Below are 18,617 nucleotides of genomic sequence, written 5' to 3' on the forward strand. Positions count from 1 at the left end.
CGGGCCCATCCTACAGTGACAGCCGAAACCGTCTTTCAGAGCTTGTCCATGCGGACAAACTGTTTATTCGGTATTAGCCCCGGTTTCCCGGAGTTATCCCCATCTGTAGGGCAGGTTGCCCACGTGTTACTCACCCATCCGCCGCTAACACTTCAAAGAGCAAGCTCTCTGAAGCATCCGCACGACTTGCATGTATTAGGCATGCCGCCAGCGTTCGTCCTGAGCCAGGATCAAACTCTCCATAATAGAAGAAAATGAATAGCTCATTTCTTGCTAGCAAGAGTAATTTACATTACTCTTCTTTTCGTTTGTTTCTGTTCTTCCGACGGAGATCGGTTTACTAAGAAACGATTTGCTCCAAACACCGAAGTGTTCTTCGCTTTATTTCGTTGACATTTTGCTGTTCAGTTTTCAAGGTTCATTTAGGAAGAAGTGTTTCACGCTCTTCTTCATTTAGTTTTATTTGCTTTTGTTCGCTTTGCTTCTTGCTTGCAACAGCAACTCCTCTAATATAACAAATCGTTTAGAAGATGTCAACAACAACTTTCAAATTCTTTTTTTCTTTGTCAGTTGTTAATTGCTTGTTGTTTGCTGCTCCCTAAGGACAAGACTTAATATACCCTAAAGAGCAGTAACAAATCAAGTACTTTTTAAAAAGAAGATTCTTCTCAATATTCTGACGTCCATTACGAAGAGCAAAATACCCGATATAACGATTAATCCTCCTGCTATTTGAGTCAATGATAATGTCTCCTGGAAGACATAGTACGCAAGGATTGAAGCACCTACAGGTTCAAATAAAATCGCGATTGATAGGACGTTTGTGCTCACCCATTTGAGTGACCAGTTAAACAATGTATGTCCTAAAAGGTTAGGAATAAGGGCAAGCATAACAAACCAAAACCAATCTGCACCTGGATGAGGCCCAAAAGACTCGCCTTGAATAAGAACGTAAAAAAAGAGCGTAACTGTACTAATCGAGTACACGATGAACGTATAAGTAATAAGAGAGAGCCTCTTTCGAACATCTTGTCCAAATAAAAGATAGGCAGTAATCAGTGCACATCCAATAAGCGCCAAGATATCCCCAAAAAGAGCCGTGCCACTTAATTGGAAATCACCCCAGCTAATAATAACACTACCTAGTATTGCTATGGCTGCAGATAATATCGTTTTAAAGGCTAACTTTTCCTTGAAAAAGAAATAGGTACCGACAAATGCGAATATAGGTTGTAGCGTAACAAGTACAGTTGAACTTGCAACCGATGTATAATTTAGGGATTCAAACCAAAAGATGAAGTGGAAAGCTAAAAAGACACCTGCGAAGGCAGAAAAAATCCAATCCCTTTTGCTTAGTACTAATACTTCTCTTCTATAGTTAAGTAAAAAAATCGGCAACATTAGTAAAACTGAGAAAAGCATTCGGTAAAATGCTATGACTCCCGCATCTGCAGTCGCCATCTTTACAAAAATAGCTGATAGTGCAACCGATATGACACCAATCATTATTGGTATATACGGATTTATTGGTGGCCTTGCCATTTAAAACACATCTCTTTCAAGTAATAAGTTATTTTCCACTACAAATGGGTAATACAATAAAGAGTATATCAGTTAATCCACAAAAGAACATCTTGCTATAAGGGAGTAGATGCTGATGGATTGGATAATAAATGAAGCTATGTATCCTGAGGTGCTGATCAAAATTGCTATCGCATTAACGTTGAGTTTAGTTATTGGTGTAGAAAGGGAAATTAAAAAGAAACCGATTGGATTAAAAACAAGTGCCGTCATCGCTACTTTTAGTTGTCTATTAACAATCGTCTCTATAGAAGCAGCTTATCTCGTTCCGGCCCGCGATGATATTAACGTAACGATGGATCCACTTCGTTTAGCCGCACAAGTAGTAAGCGGAATTGGATTTTTAGGGGCCGGTGCTATTTTACGGAGAAATAACGACAACATTACCGGCCTTACAACAGCTGCAATGATATGGGGTGCAGCGAGTATCGGTATTGCTGTCGGTGCAGGCTTTTATATAGAAGCGGCGTTCGCCGTCCTTAGCGTTATGCTTGTAATTGAAGTGCTTGCCCCCGCACTTACAAAATTCGGTCCTAAGCGTCTCCGATCCAAAGAGATGTTCTTAATCGCTACATTACTCGACATCACAAAAATCGAAGCGTTAATTACCTACTTGGATAACGAGAACATGTCGATTGAACATCTACGTCTTAAGCAAGAAGTGACAGCTCATACTCCACTTAAACACGTACTTGAACTTCATCTTGTCACAGTCACCAATAAACCAACACCACAATTATATACCGAACTAATTGCACTTCCTTCTATAGAATCAATCGAAATAGAAATTTATACTTAATGGAGGCAAATGGATTATGAAAGATATACTTAAGTTATTGAAAGAAGGTAACAAACCTTCTCTACTAGCAGCAATCGTAAATACAATAATCGCTATACTAAAAGGCATTGCTTTTTTCCTTACTGGGAATGTGGCGATGTTTGCAGAAATGTTGCACTCTATTGGTGACGCCGCCAATCAATTTTTTGTCTATATTGGATCCGCACTCTCCAGAAAAGCACCTACACCTAAATTTCCAAATGGATTCGGTCGTGTAGTTAACTTGGTTTGTCTAGGGGCAGTCATCGTCGTTGCTATTATGGCTTATGAGGCTATAAAAGAAGGATGGCACCACGTGATGAATCCCGTTGAGTCTACTGGCTTAATCATTAACCTAGTAGTTCTAGGAATCGCCATCATCTTAGAATTTATTGTACTTTACAAAGCAGGTAAAGAAATACTCCATGAGGCCGGAGTTGACAAGAGTGGATTACTAGCACCTATCACAACTAGCTTTACTCATATGAATCGAGCAAAGCCAGCAACAAAACTTGTATTTATGGAGGACTTAGTCGCCACTGCTGGTGGTATCCTAGCATTTATAGCTATAATACTCGCCCATTATTTAAATTTCCTCGTTGCCGAAGGAATAGCGTCAATAATAATCGGTTTAATGATGTTTTATGTAGTGGGTAGAATCTTCCTTGAAAATGCTAGGGGTGCAATCGGCGAAACGGACGAAGAAATGCTTAATCACATCTCTCAAATCCTAACCAGTGATGCCGATATTAAAGACCTTCAGCGCATTGAAGTCGTTAAGGAAGGCGAATTTCTCCACGTAGAAATTATTGCGGAAGTAGACTCCTCTCATACAATCGCTTACGTAGATGATATTCGTGATCGTTTAATGGAGATAATTCTTAAACAAAAAGGTGTGCGGGATGTTCTTATTTCATTCGATGAAGATGATGGTGTTCGAACATGGACAGGAACAAACGAAACAACTGAACCTAAATAAAAAAACGTCACGCATGGATTCTTAAATCCTGCGTGACGTTTTAGTTTTAGTAACTACTTACAGCGACGCTTGTAGAATCGCTTCGACATCTTCCTTACCTAACGGATTGAAATTGCCAATCTTACCATTGCTTGTTGCTTTATCAGCCATAATAGCAATCTTAGAATCATCAATTTCGTAATCCGCAAGTGTTTCTGGTGCTCCGATTGACGTCCAGAATGATCTCAATCGCTCAATTCCTTCGTAGGCAACTTCCTCAGTTGACTTTCCTTCAGGATCTACTTGGAACACTTTAACTGCTAATCGAGCAAATCTCTCCGGGTTTACATGGACATTCTGACGCATCCAGTGCGGGAATATGATGGCAAGACCACCCGCGTGTGGAATATCATAAACTGCGGATACAGCATGTTCAATTTGGTGCGATGCCCAGTCACCCTGGTAGCCCAATCGCAGAAATCCGTTTAATCCTATCGTTCCGGCTATTAGTATCGATGCTCGCAAGTCATAGTTTTCCAAATCTTCGACGAGCTTGGGACCATTATCCATAATAGCTCGCAATACGCCCTCACACATTTCATCTTGTACTGGCGTATTTTTCGCCTCGTTAAAGTACTGCTCAAATATATGCGACATCATATCAACGATGCCGTAAATTGTTTGATTTAATGGGACTGACATCGTATAGGTCGGATCAAGAATTGAAAACTTGGGAAAACTTAACGGGCTTCCCCATCCTAACTTTTCTTCAGTCTCTTCGTTCGTAATAACAGAACCAGCATTCATTTCTGAGCCAGTAGCAGCAAGCGTTAGCACCGTTCCAAAAGGTAATGCGTCTGTTGGGCTTGCTTTCTTACTTACAAGATCCCATGCATCTCCTTCATATTTAGCAGCACATGCAATCAGTTTTGTACAGTCTATGACTGAACCGCCACCTACAGCGAGTAAGACATCGATTCCTTCGTCCTTACAAATCTTCGCACCTTTTCGAGCTGTTGATATCCTTGGATTCGGTTCGACCCCTGATAATTCATGTACCTCCATGCCAATTTCACTAAGAAGCGACATTAGCTCATCATAAAGTCCGTTCTTTTTAATACTACCCCCACCATATACGACAAGCACTTTCTTTCCGTAACTTGGCAGCTCTTCAGAAAGCTTATTCAATTGATCTTTACCAAAAATTAATTTAACCGGGTTGTAAAATGTAAAATCATTCATTTAAAATTCCCTCCTTCTTATTCTTTCATTATCTAGAATTAGACTCGTTATAGCAATATTTTGTTTCCCCGTATGTTTTTCATAGAGTAGGACATAATAACAGCGGAGGTGTATGAATATGAGCATCGTGCAAAAAACTGCACTTGCATTGGTAATCATAGGTTCACTAAACTGGGGTCTTGCTGGATTTTTCCGCTTTGATATCGTTGCCGAACTGGCCGGTGGACCCGCAGAACCGCTCGCCCGCTTTATTTACATTATTATTGGCGTATCAGGTCTTTTCAGTCTAGGACTACTTTTTGAAGAGTGGCGAAACCGAGAAGTAGTTATTATTCGATCCCCGGAACCCAAGGATATATAAAGGTAACTTGGAAACTACAGATTTTTTTGAGTTTAAAAAAAGCATCTCCCGAAAAAAAGGGAGATGCTTTTGATTATTATGCCCAACCACGGAAACGTGATGCTTCCGCTGTTGCACGGACTCCTACCATATAAGCCGCAAGACGCATATCGATGTTACGATTCGTTGCTGTTGTATAAACATTATTAAATGCCTCTACCATTCTTTCAGTCAACTTTTCACGAACTTCGTCTTCAGACCAATAGTAGCCCATGTTATTCTGAACCCACTCAAAGTAAGATACAGTAACTCCACCCGCACTTGCCAATACATCTGGAACTAGAAGAATTCCACGTTCAGTAAGTATTTGTGTTGCTTCTGCAGTCGTAGGACCATTTGCCGCTTCAACAACAATGCTCGCTTTAATATTATGTGCATTTTCTGCAGTGATTTGGTTTGCGATTGCTGCTGGAACGATAATATCACAATCAAGTTCAAATAATTCTTTGTTTGAAATTGTATCTTCGAAAAGTGTTGTTACTGTTCCGAAGCTATCGCGACGGTCAAGTAAGTAATCAATATCGAGTCCATCTGGATCATGTAATGCACCGTAAGCATCGGAAATTCCGATTACTTTCGCGCCTGCATCATGAAGGAATTTCGATAAGAAACTTCCAGCATTACCAAATCCTTGGATAACGATACGAGCACCTTTCATATCAATACCGCGAACTTTAGCTGCTTCTTGTATAACAATAGTTACACCTTCTGCAGTCGCACGGTCGCGTCCTTGCGAACCTCCGAGAACAATCGGCTTCCCTGTAATGAAACCTGGGGAGTTAAATTCATCAATACGGCTATACTCGTCCATCATCCACGCCATAATTTGAGCGTTTGTGAATACGTCTGGAGCAGGTATATCCTTTGCAGGTCCCATTACTTGGCTAAGCGCACGAACATAACCGCGACTTAGACGTTCTAGTTCCCCCATTGACATTTCACGTGGGTCACAAATAACCGCACCCTTACCACCACCGTACGGCAGATTAACGATACCGCATTTCAATGTCATCCACATTGAAAGTGCTTTTACCTCTATATAGTCAACTTCCGGGTGAAAACGTACGCCACCTTTTGTTGGTCCTACTGCATCGTTATGTTGCCCACGGAAACCCGTGAATACTTTAACATTACCATCATCCATACGAATTGGTATTCGTACTTCAATCATGCGTAGTGGATCCTTCAAAAGTTCATACATACCGTCATCGTAGCCAAGTTTGTCTAGCGCTTCTTTGATAACTTCCTGTGTGGACGTAAATAGCTTCATGTTTTCAGTCAATTATTATTTCGCCTCTTTGGTATAATTTTTTCTTCGGTTAAAGTGTACCATAGATCGGTGCCACTTTAAACTATAAAATTTACTTATTAAATACTTCTTTAATCTTTTCTAATGCCCAATCAATTTCTTCTTTAGTAATAACAAGTGGTGGAGCAAATCGAATTACTGTATCGTGCGTTTCTTTACATAGAAGGCCTAACTCTTTTAATGATTCACAATACGGTCGTGCCGCCTCTGTCAGTTCAACGCCAATAAACAATCCACGCCCTCTAACTTCTTTAATCGACGGATGCTCGATTTTCTTTAACTCTTGCATAAAGTAATTGCCAAGCTCCAATGAATTAGCCGCAAGATTTTCATCTTGAAGAACTTCTAATGACGCAATTGATACTGCACATGCCATTGGGTTTCCACCAAATGTTGAACCGTGTGAACCAGGTTCGAATACGCCTAGGATATCTTTGTTAGCTAAAACACATGATATCGGGAATACTCCACCGCCAAGTGCTTTTCCAAGAATATACATGTCTGGTTCCATGTCTTCCCACTCACATGCAAACATCTTTCCAGTACGGCCTAGGCCAGCTTGGATTTCGTCTGCAATAAACAGGACATTATGCTTCGTACAAAGATCGCGGGCCGCTTTCATGAACCCTGCTGGAGGGATAATAATGCCAGCTTCGCCTTGTATCGGCTCAATAAGAAATGCTGCAGTGTTTGGCGTAATCGCAGCTTCTAGCGCATCGATATCGCCATATGGAATCAGGTTAATACCTGGTAACATTGGGCCAAATCCGCGCTGATATTCAGGGTCTGATGATAATGATACTGCCGTCATTGTACGGCCATGGAAGTTGCCATTACATGCAATAATTTCTGCTTGTCCTTCGGCTACTCCTTTAACATCATAAGCCCAACGTCTTGCTGTTTTAACAGCAGTTTCGACAGCTTCAGCACCCGTGTTCATTGGAAGCGCCATATCTTTTCCTGATAACTTACATACTTTCTCGTACCAGGGTCCAAGCTCAGCATTATGAAATGCTCGTGATGTTAATGTGACTCGATCCGCTTGTTCTTTTAAAGCGTTGATGATTTTAGGATGACGGTGGCCCTGGTTAACAGCGGAATATGCAGCTAGCATATCCATATATCTATTACCCTCTGGATCTTTCACCCAAACCCCTTCTGCTTCCGATATAACAATTGGTAGTGGATGGTAGTTATTTGCTCCGTACTTTTCAGTTTGCATGATTATCTTTTCTGATACTGACATAAAAATCCCTCCTCCTAAATAATAGGTAGCCTCTTCGGTGAAGAAGTGGGCTACCGTTTTCTATTTAAATTATAGTGTTTCTGATGTTGTTTGTCCCTGCATATGAAGTTGCAAGTAATCAGGTCCGCCAGCTTTCGAGTCCGTACCTGACATGTTGAATCCTCCAAATGGTTGGTACCCAACAATCGCACCTGTACAACCACGGTTAAAGTATAGATTTCCAACATGGAAGTCTTCACGTGCTTGTTCAATGTGTTCACGGTTGTTTGTAATTACGGCACCCGTTAATCCATAATCTGTGTTATTAGCAATTTCAATTGCTTCATCGAAGTTTTTAGCTTTCGTTATGCCAACTACTGGCCCAAAGATTTCTTCTTGCATAATGCGTGCTTTTGGATCAAGGTCTACTATTACTGTTGGTGCAACGAAGTATCCTTTCGAATCATCGCCTGTACCACCTGCAATAAGTCGGCCTTCTTCTTTACCAATTTCAATGTAACCCATGATTTTATCGAATGAAGCTTGGTCAATAACTGGACCTGTGTAGTTCGAGTTATCCGACGTATCACCGTACGTCAATTCTTTTGTAAGAACTTCAACACGAGCGACTACTTCATCATATACTTCTTCATGAATTACTGCACGTGAACATGCTGAACATTTCTGCCCACTAAAGCCGAATGCTGACTTAACAATCGATTGTGCCGCAAGTTCTAAATCAGCGTCATTATCAACAACGATTGTATCTTTACCGCCCATTTCAGCGATAACACGTTTCAGCCAAATTTGACCTTCATTTACTTTCGCTGCACGTTCAAAGATGCGCGAACCGATTTCACGTGAACCTGTGAATGATACGAAACGCGTTCTTGGGTGATCAACAAGGTAATCCCCTACTTCAGCTCCAGATCCTGGGATGAAGTTTACTACGCCAGCTGGCATTCCTGCTTGTTCAAGTACTTCGATAAATTTATATGCAACAACCGGAGTTGTAGATGCTGGTTTAAGAAGTACTGTATTTCCTGTTACAAGTGCTGCCGCAGTCGTTCCAGCCATAATCGCAAAAGCAAAGTTCCACGGAGAAATAACAACACCTACTCCTAGTGGTATGTAATGGAACTGGTTGTATTCACCTGGCCGACTTTCAACCTTCATACCTTCTTTCAAGTCTAGCATTTGACGTGCATAATACTCTAAGAAATCAATACCTTCTGCAACGTCTGCATCTGCTTCGTTCCAAGGTTTTCCTGCTTCTTTTGAAAGTAGCGCTGAGAATTCAGCTTTACGACGACGAACAATCGCTGCCGCTTTGAATAAAATATCTGCACGAAATTCTGGCTTAACTTTTCTCCAAGTATTAAATGTTGAATCTGCAACCTGCATCGCTTTTTCCGCAAGCTCTTGACTCGCTTTTGAAACGCGACCGATTAGCTCTTCTTTGTTAGATGGGTTTGTTACAATTAGTTTCTCTTCAGTTGTAATTCGTTCTCCACCAATAATAAGTGGATAATCTTCACCAAGGTATCCGTCGACTAATTTCAATGCCTCAAGATAATCTTGTTTATTTTCCTCTTGTGTAAAATCTGTAAATGGTTCGTGTTTGTATGGAATCATGTTTTTTCCCCCTTCAATAATGTAAGATGCAAATAATATTTGCACTTAGTAATTGATTACCTATATAATAATGCAAGATAATCTTGCTAATATCAAGTGTTATTCACTATTTATTCAAAAAATCTATTGGATGGTGGTATTTATGCGAAAAACAGGGGAGCTACTGGCTCCGTTTCATTCTTTTGCAATCGAACATGCAGCTGTCGGAATTCATGCGATTAATAACAAGGGCAACACAATTCTATACAATAAAAAAATGAAACAAATCGAAGGACTTGCACTTGAGGATATTCAGGATAGGTCTATTCTTGAATTATTCAATTTAAATCACGAGGAAAGCACCCTACTCAAAGTGGTGCAGAGTGGAAAAAAGCTTTTAAACATCAAACAAACCTATTGGAATCATGATGGTATTGAAATTACAACAGTCAACGACACATACCCAGTATTTGAAAATGATAAAATTATCGGTGCGGTTGAATTTGCACGGGACGTAACCGCATTGGAAAAGTTCATGCATCAACCATTTCAACAAAGTGGTGGCCCTATAAATTTCAATGTTCTTATCGCTGCCTCGTCCGCCATGAAAACAGTTATTTCAACTGCTAAAAAAGCAGCTAAGGCAAAATTACCAGTCCTTCTCATTGGCGAAACAGGGACCGGAAAAGACCTGATTGCACAAAGCATACACAATGCTTCATCTCCAACAAACCGTTTTTATTATACGCTACATTGCCATAATTCTGATTCACTTCTTATCGAGCGACTTATTGAAGACTTGGATGACAATGAATCCTATACATTATTTTGCGACCGTATTGATTTATTGGCGATTCCACTTCAGCAAAAGTTACTAGCTACACTTTCTAAACCCGTGAACGGTCACCGCCAATTTATAGCTAGTATTGGAGATGATCCCGTAGCGCTAATAGCATCGGGGACGCTGCTAAAAGATTTATATTATTTCTTTTCATCCATCGCTATTCGAATCCCGCCACTCCGAGAAAGAAGAAGTGATATTATGCCCTTTATCTCCACTTATTTAGTTCAAAGGAGAGAGAGGCACAACTTAGAATTGATTGAACTATCGCCAGAGGTAGAGAAACTCTTCCTGGACTATGAATGGCCTGGTAACATGCGCGAATTAGAACTTTTACTCGACGAAATCACATCCCATGCAATGGAGGAAACTTCCATAACCTATGAAATGCTCCCCCTTCACTTCCGACTAAAGATTGACGATTCAACAGACGAATCGATGGTTGCCGAAGACTTTATCATGCAGCGAGATAAGGCATTATTGCCACTAGACGAGTACCTTCTTGCTGCCGAAACATACTACTTGGAAAATGCGATGAAGATTCACGATGGGAATGTGACTAAAACAGCAAAAGCACTTGGTATGAGTCGACAAAACTTGCAGTATCGATTGCGTAAAATAAAGTAAGCTTGGAGACTTCAGTTCCGTAGCTATACTTTTAATGCCTTTCTTAACCAATACTTTCTGTATAAAAAAAAGAGGGATAGGCATCGTTGCCTTCCCTCTTTCATATTTATTCCCCGGATTGCTTTATCCATTCCTCTAGTTTTTCTTTTAGAGAATTAAACCCTTCAGAATCCCCTTCATCTATTCGATCTTGTAAGGGTTGACGTGATCCTTCGTCTTTCATAGCGGCCTGTGGACTTTCTTGAAGTGCACGGATTGACAAACTAATTTTCCCTGCCGCTTTATCAACTTCGAGTACTTTCACTTCAATTTTTTGACCAATTTTAAGATACTCGTTAATCTCTTTAACAAAACCGTAAGTAATTTCTGATATATGGACAAGTCCTTGTGTTTCCTCGTCAAGCGCGACGAACGCACCATAAGGTTGGATCCCCGTAACTGTTCCGGTGAGCTCTTCTCCCGCTTCATATTCCCTTGCCATTTGAAACAGCTCCCTATCTCTATATATGTTATCGTATCTGCCCTAAAGCCATCAAAATTATACCACGAATACACATAGCGGGCAAAATGCTGAACAATTATAGGTCAGCCCTATCAACCCTTAGTCCATTGGATCATAGATGACACGCCATCCATTGTCCGTCCACATCATTTGGATAGCTCTTACTGGTTCTTCACCTGGATTCTTTTCAAGGTCAACAGTTAACGTTGCAACACCGGTCCAGTTTCCATTGTCATCTAGTTCATTAGCTTTGAATGAAATCGTTTCAAATAAGTCTTCCATTTTACGCCCGGAATTTTTACCGGCATCTGTTAGGAATCGTTCTTTCTCGATTATCTGTGAATCCTTACCTTGGTAGTAAAGTGCATATTGCGTCTCATAATCTTCAACCTCTGCCGCGTAATAGAATAGCCTTACAATATCGACTGCACTATACCAACGACTTTGGGCAGTATCTTTCATTTCCGCAAAATAGTCATAGATGATTTGGGTCTCTTGTGTAAATACACCAGCAACATTTGTAGGGGGCGTTTCTTCATATGAAGGTAAGTCATCCAACCACGTCTCCCCCATTTGCCAAATTTGGTTTTCATCTAACAAAGTACTGACGTAAGTTTCTGAGTGATTATTGTGCGTAATTTTTACCTCAGCTTGGTAATTATCACCAGAACGCGTTAAATCAGCTCCCGTATACTCGATACTTCCTGCGTCTTTTAAAAGAGAAAACCCTTTCCGCCAATTATTAAGATAGGAATCAAGTGAAGCTACTGACCCATTCTCTCGGTCCCTGACAACGCCCTCATAGAACAAATTAAACATCATTCCGGGATTTTCCATTTCGTTGGCATAGTCAAAAACTCCAACTACATAAATCGGTGATAAATCCTTAAATATCGTTTTATCATGTGATTTATTGAATTCATTGTATAGCTCTTCTACCTTCCTGTCGTACTTCTTATCCGGTAATTCAATCACATAGTTTTCAAGCTTCGGCGTTGTGCTATAGACCAATTCGTCAAGTTCTCCGTTCCTCGCAAGTTTTATAGCTGCTTCTATTTTCTCACGATTAAACTGCTCCCAACTTTCCGAACTACGCCAACCAGACGCTTCCATTTCTTTATAAATTGGTCGAGCTAGATAACCTAAAGGAGTTGCCTCTTCATATAGGAATAACCGTCTCCATGCATTTTGATGATTTTCGGGAACAGACCCTTGTTCATCTAACATTTGTACGATTTCTGGACTTTTAACAAAACTATAAAAAAGTCTGATGTAATAAGATTCTAACAGTGGATATAAATCCGTTTCCTTTTCGGCAGTAATTACTGTTTGTTCGACTCTTTGTAATTCATTCGCAATCCAATCCGGACTGTACTCCAGATTCTTATGAGTCATGTAGTAATCGTAAGTCAACATACTAACGTAACCTGCTGCATTATGATGTAAAAGATTTTCCATATGTTGATGATTTTCCGAATTATAATAACAGGCAGTTATTTCCCTCGGATTTTTCTTTTCGCACAGCCTTATTGATTGGTCCTGCATTGTGGCAGTGATATTTTGTAGTTCTTCTGGCGTTTCTTCAAATCTCAACATCAATGAATCTACTGTTTTTGATCCCTGTAGATAGTTTTCAATCGCTTCTCGGTAATCCCAAATAATTCCGTCATACACCGTGATAATGTCATTCACTTTTCCACGATATAAACTGAGGTACTTGATACTCGCTTTTTCATCTTCATTAAGTTGCGCACCCCTGATTTCTTCAATCATCTCATCAGGAAGTTTTAGCTCGCTAATAATATTTTTCACTTCTGCGGCCATTTCTCCACGCTGACTTTGATTTTCAATCGAGCTACTACTTTTCAACTTATTCATTTTCTCATCCGCTACTCTTATGAAATTTAGCCTGTTAAATCTAGCGTCTTCTAGCTTCAACATCTCTTGACGCATATCACGTTCTGCTTGATAACTCTCCTCAAGTTCGGTCAAGAATGCGTCATTTCCGTCTCCTTGTGCGGATTGTTTACTTTTAGAAACAAATAGATTCTGTATCGCAACGATACATACCATCAAAATAACCGCCGCCACAATCGACCATAGCACCGATTTCTTCTTTGACTTCTTTGGCCTTTCCGCCTGTGAAACAGTCCCAAGTATTTGTGTCGCCTGAAATTGTAGGGGTAGTCGATCATATGACTTCTCTAAAAGCATTAGCCTCTTACGTAGATTATCACCTCCGATTAATTCCATTGCGTGCTGAATATTCGATTCAACGTCGGCAGTTGAACTTTTCGTAATCGATGCAATTTGTTCTGTATCTAGCCCATGAAATAAGGAGAGAATGAATGGGACTCTATTTTCCCCATTTAGCTGTATGATATCCGAATGAAGTACCTCATCTTCCTTAAACAGAAACAGGTCATCGGGAGCTCGAATTGATAATTGATACTGCGAAAGCTTATTTATTAAAAGTTTATAAAGTACGTGAATTAATGGTTCATGTTCATCTAAGTCTTCCAGTTCCTCCCGAAACGTCCTAAACGTATCCAGCGTTAAATCGTGCGCAACATCTAAAGTAAGTCCATATTGGAATGCAAAGCGCTCGATGGCTCCGGAATGAAGGTCTATCCATTCCCCGAGTCCAGTGAAATCACCTTGCTTTGCGTTTTGAATTAACTTAATGTCTTCCAAAACTCATAGCCCCCCTTTGTAGTATCTTCTTTCTTTTAATCATAACAGAAAACATAAACTCTTCAGTCGAATGGTCAGTTTCACATTTGTCTGTAATTCCTTTCTAATTCATGTACAATTGGGAGATGCTTATAAATAGAAAGAGTGATTAACTATGGCGCCACGTGAACAGTGGACATCAAAACTTGGTTTCATCCTTGCCGCAGCTGGCAGTGCGATTGGACTCGGTGCAATATGGAAATTTCCTTATATGGTAGGCACAAACGGAGGAAGCGTTTTTGTTTTACTTTTCATTATTAGTACAATCGGTATTGGATTACCCATTCTTCTTGCGGAATTCGTCATCGGACGGATGGGACAGTCGGATGCGGTAACCGCATTTAAACGGCTAGCGCCTGGTAAAAAATGGCCTATTATCGGGTGGTTAGGATTTGCCTTCGGGTTCATCGTCCTATCATTCTATAGTGTCGTCGGAGGATGGATTCTTTCTTATTTGGTCCGTGCACTTACTTTTCAATTAGATGTAGCTGATTTCGGAGCATTATTTGCTTCAATCACCGCTAATCCGCTAGAGATTTTACTTGCTCAAGCAGTGTTTCTGTTACTCACTATATGGATTGTGCAAGGTGGGATAAAAGCCGGGATTGAGCGAGCAAGTAGATGGATGATGCCGCTTTTGTTCATCTTCTTCATTATTCTTGCAATCCGCTCTCTTACACTTGATGGCGCTATGGAAGGTGTCCGTTTCTTATTTGTACCTGATTGGTCCTTATTAACGGGTGGAACTTTTCTAGTTGCCCTCGGACAAGCATTCTTCTCACTTAGTGTCGGAGTAACAGCGATGATGACTTACGCATCCTACCTGTCGAAAGATGAACAATTGGGTCAATCAGCGTTAAGTGTATCCATCTTGAATATTGTCATCTCTATTTTGGCAGGTCTTGTCATTTTCCCTGCTGTGTTTGCGCTGGGGCTATCCCCCGCTGAAGGTCCCGGGTTAATTTTTATCATATTGCCGGCGATTTTCGGGCAGATACCATTCGGCGGATTTTTCATGATTTTATTTTTCATACTCATGCTTTTTGCAACACTCACCTCTTCAATGTCTATGTTGGAAATCGTCGTCTCGACTGGAATTCGTGCCAAATACGACCGTCGTAAACGTGCTGCATGGGTATTCGGAGCTTTAATCTTTATCATTGGTATACCTAGCGCCTTATCGTTCGGAGTACTTTCAGAGTTCACTATTTTTGGTGATACAATCTTTGATTTTGCGGATCTCCTCACTAGTCGTATTGGGATGCCAATTGGCGCGCTCGCTATTTCAATTTTCGCTGGATTTGTCCTGACGAATAAGCAAACAACTGATGAACTGAACACCCACCCACTCATTCACTCGGTTTGGAAGTTCCTAGTTAAATATGCAGCACCTGCGGCAATCATTATCATTTTCGTTACTTGGATATTTGAAATTTTATCATAATAAAAAAAACAACCTATGGATTCATAGGTTGTTTTTTATTTTTATACTATACTAAACTCGTAAATAGGTATTTTCAATTATACAATACATTTCGCTTTGTACTTTATAGCCAATAGTTTATAAGAAACATTTACACAATCCTCAAAAGGTATCCACATTTGATAAGAATGTTCGTAAATTTCACGAATCTTTTTTGCTAGATCCGCTGGATGGTCAATACTTTGTAATTCCGCCACGACATCAACAATCTCATGCCCATATGCTTTAGCACCTTCTTTAAATGGATCCCATTTTTCGAGAATGGCAACTGCTTTTTTATTCATTTCCATTGTTTGCATTATAATTCACCTTATTTTTTTTTGGTTAACTATATGATAGCATAGGAAGTGAAAAAGGAAAGAGGGATTATCTTGAATGTTTTTACAAATGAAATTGACAGACGAAAAACACGCTCCGTTAAATGGGATACGATGGAAGACGTTTATGGAATAGAGGACGCGTCTGATGTTTTACCAATGTGGATAGCCGATATGGATTTTGCAGCTCCGCAAGTTGTGATTGATGCCTTAAAAGAACGGCTCGATCACGGGGTCTTTGGGTACTCATACATATGTGAATCATGTAAAGATGCCCTTCGTTTATGGTTGGCAAGTCGACATTCTTGGCAAACAAAAAACGAGTGGATGTTATTCCACCACGGTGTAGTACCAGCGATTGCGACAGTTATTGAGACCTTCACAAATAAAGGTGATGGGATTCTAATCACAACACCGGTTTATCCACCATTTTTCCAAATCCCCGGAAACATGGAACGGACAATTGTTGAGTGCCCGATGATTGAAAGTAAAGGGAATTATTCAATCGACTTTACCCAATTCGAAGAAGCCCTTCAACAAAATGTGAAAATATTTATATTATGCAATCCACATAATCCAGGCGGAATCGTTTGGACAAAAGAAGAACTCCTTAAAATAATTGAACTTTGTACTAAATACGACGTGCTTATTTTGTCTGATGAAATCCATGCTGATCTTGTATTTACTGAGCACCAACATATTGCGCTTGCTACAATTGCGGGTGAAGAAGCACATCGCATCATTACATGTGTTGCACCAACGAAAACCTTCAACCTTGCCGGCGTTCAAGCAGCCGTTATGATTGCGACAGATGAAAAAATTAGGTTAAAACTTGAACAAAATGCACAAGCACACGGACAAATGGCGCTTAGTCCATTTGCAGCAGCTGCTTTAAAAGCCGCTTACGAAGAAGGCGGTCCGTGGCTAAAAGAACTTTTGGAAACAGTATCTTCTAATATGGACTATGTTATCCAGGAATTAGAGCAGGCCGTGCCAGGCATAAATATTAATAAACCTCATGGTACTTACTTACTTTGGATTGATTACCGTGAAACCGGTTTGTCCGAATCTCAAATAATGGACAAACTATTGAACAGAGGAAAACTCGCACTTGAGCCCGGTTCAAAATATGGTGAAACCGGAGTTGGCTTTTTACGGATGAACGTTGCTTGTCCACCTTCTCTTGTAAAAGATGGCGTCAATCGTTTTATCACAGCACTTTCTTAGTAAACAACGAAAAGGCTACTATCCATCTAATGGGTAGTAGCCTTTTTATGCGGTATTAAGAATTTTAGTAATAGCGCCTTGTTTATAAATATCACGGCATCACTCATTATGGCAGGCTCAAAAAAACGATTCCCCTCAATTTAGAGGGGAATTGTTTATTTTAATTCCTTTGCTTGCCTGCGCTCTTTTAAAATTTGGTCTTCTAGCACTTTTGTCTCTGCCTCTTGCTTCTTCGAGTTTTTCCGAATCCATCTAAACGCAAAGATCATCAACACCATAAAAACTGCAAATGAAATAGCCGCTGGGATGTATTCTGATTTATCTTCTGGAAAATAAAGGAACGGCATCAATAAAACGTTCATTTACGCACACTTCCTAACTCTATATATTCGCATGTCTGAATTACTTTTTAAGAATTTCGATTGACTCAATTGAAATTTCTTCAACCGGCTTATCTTGAGCGCCAGTTTTAGTAGTTGCAATTTTGTCGACAGTGTCCATACCTTCAATTACTTGTCCGAATACTGTATGCATATGGTCTAGATGCGGTGTTCCGCCTGTTTCGCTATAAGCAGTAACAATTTCTTCAGGGAACTTAGCGTTTTTCAATTGCTTAATTGTGCCACCATCAACGCTTGTTTTTTGAACGATAAAGAACTGGCTACCGTTCGTATTTGGTCCAGCGTTCGCCATTGAAAGCGCACCGCGTAGATTAAATACTTTTGTAGAGAACTCATCTTCAAATGAACCGCCGTAGATGCTTTCTCCGCCCATACCAGTTCCAGTCGGGTCTCCACCTTGGATCATGAATTCATTCATAACACGGTGGAAGATGATTCCATCGTAATAACCATTTTCAGCATGTGTCAAGAAGTTTTCAACTGTTTTAGGAGCAACCTCTGGGAATAATTTAATTTTAATTGGGCCTAGCGTTGTGTTCATAACTACAAGTGCCTCATTTTCTGCAACTTCTGTCGATAATTGTGGATACATTATTGTAGCCTCCTATTTTTTAGTAAGAATATCAATTGATTCAATCAATATATCTTCAATCGGTCGTGTCTGATTCTCTTCTACTCTAGCAATTTTGTCAACTGTTTCCATACCTTTAGTGACTTGTCCAAATACAGTGTGTGAATGATCTAGATGTGGCGTACCACCCATTTCTTCATACGCTTTCTTAATTTCATCGGGCTGAGTAATTTTATGGTTCAACCCGTTGGTGTCTACATTCGTATTCTGAACGATGAAAAATTGACTGCCGTTTGTATTTGGTCCAGCGTTGGCCATTGAAAGCGCACCACGTAAGTGAAATACAGATTCGGAAAACTCATCTTCAAACGAACCACCATAAATACTTTCCCCGCCAGCTCCCGTTCCTTCTGGATCTCCCCCTTGGATCATGAACTCATCCATAACACGGTGGAAAATAACGCCGTCATAATAACCATCTTTGGCATGCGTTAAGAAGTTTTCAACAGCCTTTGGAGCAATTTCTGGGAAGAGCTTAATTTCAATCGGACCGAGTGTTGTGTTTATAACTACAAGCTCCTCATTATCTGCAACTTCTGGCGATAGTTGTGGATAGCCGATTGTTTTAGTCCCTACTTCATTCTCGCTTTTCTCTTCTTTTACCGTTCCTTTTCCGCAAGCAGCAAGGCCGACAAGTAACAACATTGTTAAAAGAAGAAGATATACTTTTCTCATTAGCAATCACCATGTTTCAGTTTACCATATTAGG

General features: G+C 40.2%; 17 protein-coding genes and 1 rRNA gene. 6 read left to right on the forward strand and 12 right to left on the reverse strand.

Features of this window, described 5'->3' with window-relative positions:
• Positions 1–246 (reverse strand): 16S ribosomal RNA (locus KSU66_RS18410); the annotation flags it as partial.
• A 393-nt stretch (positions 247–639) separates the two neighbouring features.
• Positions 640–1,542, reverse strand: a complete 903-nt coding sequence (locus tag KSU66_RS18415) for a DMT family transporter (protein ID WP_269052926.1) — start codon at positions 1,540–1,542, stop codon at positions 640–642.
• 115 nt (positions 1,543–1,657) lie between these two features.
• Between KSU66_RS18415 and KSU66_RS18420 the strand changes: the two genes are divergently transcribed.
• Positions 1,658–2,380, forward strand: a complete 723-nt coding sequence (locus KSU66_RS18420) for an MgtC/SapB family protein (RefSeq protein WP_269052927.1) — start codon at positions 1,658–1,660, stop codon at positions 2,378–2,380.
• A gap of 16 nt (positions 2,381–2,396) precedes the next feature.
• On the forward strand, positions 2,397–3,377 hold the full coding sequence (locus KSU66_RS18425; RefSeq protein ID WP_269052928.1) for a cation diffusion facilitator family transporter: 981 nt from the start codon (positions 2,397–2,399) through the stop codon (positions 3,375–3,377).
• Positions 3,378–3,434: 57 nt separating this feature from the next.
• On the opposite strand, the gene KSU66_RS18430 is transcribed toward KSU66_RS18425, so the two are convergent.
• Positions 3,435–4,598: an iron-containing alcohol dehydrogenase gene (locus KSU66_RS18430; protein WP_269052929.1), complete on the reverse strand. Its 1,164-nt coding sequence runs from the start codon at positions 4,596–4,598 to the stop codon at positions 3,435–3,437.
• A 118-nt stretch (positions 4,599–4,716) separates the two neighbouring features.
• On the opposite strand from KSU66_RS18430, the gene KSU66_RS18435 reads away from it, so the two are divergent.
• Positions 4,717–4,959, forward strand: a complete 243-nt coding sequence (locus tag KSU66_RS18435) for a DUF378 domain-containing protein (protein WP_269052930.1) — start codon at positions 4,717–4,719, stop codon at positions 4,957–4,959.
• 76 nt (positions 4,960–5,035) lie between these two features.
• Here KSU66_RS18435 and KSU66_RS18440 read toward each other — a convergent pair whose 3' ends face one another.
• From KSU66_RS18440 to pruA, 3 genes are all read right to left on the reverse strand, one after another.
• Positions 5,036–6,280 (reverse strand): Glu/Leu/Phe/Val family dehydrogenase, encoded by a 1,245-nt coding sequence (locus KSU66_RS18440; RefSeq protein WP_269052931.1) that lies wholly within the window; start codon positions 6,278–6,280, stop codon positions 5,036–5,038.
• 79 nt (positions 6,281–6,359) lie between these two features.
• Entirely contained in the window at positions 6,360–7,553 is a 1,194-nt protein-coding gene (locus tag KSU66_RS18445) for an ornithine--oxo-acid transaminase (protein ID WP_269052932.1), read from the reverse strand.
• A gap of 69 nt (positions 7,554–7,622) precedes the next feature.
• A complete protein-coding gene (pruA, locus tag KSU66_RS18450) occupies positions 7,623–9,167 on the reverse strand; it encodes an L-glutamate gamma-semialdehyde dehydrogenase (RefSeq protein ID WP_269052933.1) in 1,545 nt (514 codons plus the stop codon).
• Between the two features lie 142 nt (positions 9,168–9,309).
• Here pruA and KSU66_RS18455 point away from each other — a divergent pair, with 142 nt between their 5' ends.
• Complete coding sequence (locus KSU66_RS18455; protein ID WP_269052934.1) at positions 9,310–10,614, forward strand: sigma 54-interacting transcriptional regulator; 1,305 nt, start codon at positions 9,310–9,312, stop codon at positions 10,612–10,614.
• 106 nt (positions 10,615–10,720) lie between these two features.
• On the opposite strand, the gene yugI is transcribed toward KSU66_RS18455, so the two are convergent.
• Positions 10,721–11,095: a S1 domain-containing post-transcriptional regulator GSP13 gene (gene yugI / locus KSU66_RS18460; protein WP_269052935.1), complete on the reverse strand. Its 375-nt coding sequence runs from the start codon at positions 11,093–11,095 to the stop codon at positions 10,721–10,723.
• 120 nt (positions 11,096–11,215) lie between these two features.
• The gene (locus KSU66_RS18465) at positions 11,216–13,810 is read right to left on the reverse strand and encodes an RNA polymerase sigma factor (protein WP_269052936.1); all 2,595 of its coding nucleotides are present in this window, start codon (positions 13,808–13,810) and stop codon (positions 11,216–11,218) included.
• A 154-nt stretch (positions 13,811–13,964) separates the two neighbouring features.
• Between KSU66_RS18465 and KSU66_RS18470 the strand changes: the two genes are divergently transcribed.
• On the forward strand, positions 13,965–15,293 hold the full coding sequence (locus tag KSU66_RS18470) for a sodium-dependent transporter (RefSeq protein ID WP_269052937.1): 1,329 nt from the start codon (positions 13,965–13,967) through the stop codon (positions 15,291–15,293).
• A 77-nt stretch (positions 15,294–15,370) separates the two neighbouring features.
• Here KSU66_RS18470 and KSU66_RS18475 read toward each other — a convergent pair whose 3' ends face one another.
• Positions 15,371–15,631 carry a DUF1871 family protein gene (locus tag KSU66_RS18475; RefSeq protein WP_269052938.1) on the reverse strand — a complete coding sequence of 87 codons (261 nt, stop codon included), beginning with the start codon at positions 15,629–15,631 and terminating at the stop codon, positions 15,371–15,373.
• A 72-nt stretch (positions 15,632–15,703) separates the two neighbouring features.
• Between KSU66_RS18475 and KSU66_RS18480 the strand changes: the two genes are divergently transcribed.
• On the forward strand, positions 15,704–16,876 hold the full coding sequence (locus KSU66_RS18480) for a MalY/PatB family protein (RefSeq protein WP_269052939.1): 1,173 nt from the start codon (positions 15,704–15,706) through the stop codon (positions 16,874–16,876).
• A gap of 155 nt (positions 16,877–17,031) precedes the next feature.
• Here KSU66_RS18480 and KSU66_RS18485 read toward each other — a convergent pair whose 3' ends face one another.
• Genes KSU66_RS18485 through KSU66_RS18495 form a run of 3 tightly spaced genes read right to left on the reverse strand, consistent with a single transcriptional unit; the run spans position 17,032 to position 18,583 of the window.
• Complete coding sequence (locus tag KSU66_RS18485; RefSeq protein ID WP_269052940.1) at positions 17,032–17,238, reverse strand: hypothetical protein; 207 nt, start codon at positions 17,236–17,238, stop codon at positions 17,032–17,034.
• A 40-nt stretch (positions 17,239–17,278) separates the two neighbouring features.
• Complete coding sequence (locus tag KSU66_RS18490; protein WP_269052941.1) at positions 17,279–17,869, reverse strand: peptidylprolyl isomerase; 591 nt, start codon at positions 17,867–17,869, stop codon at positions 17,279–17,281.
• A gap of 12 nt (positions 17,870–17,881) precedes the next feature.
• Positions 17,882–18,583 carry a peptidylprolyl isomerase gene (locus tag KSU66_RS18495; RefSeq protein WP_269052942.1) on the reverse strand — a complete coding sequence of 234 codons (702 nt, stop codon included), beginning with the start codon at positions 18,581–18,583 and terminating at the stop codon, positions 17,882–17,884.
• Positions 18,584–18,617: the final 34 nt, after the last annotated feature.

Source organism: Sporosarcina sp. G11-34, from assembly GCF_026931025.1.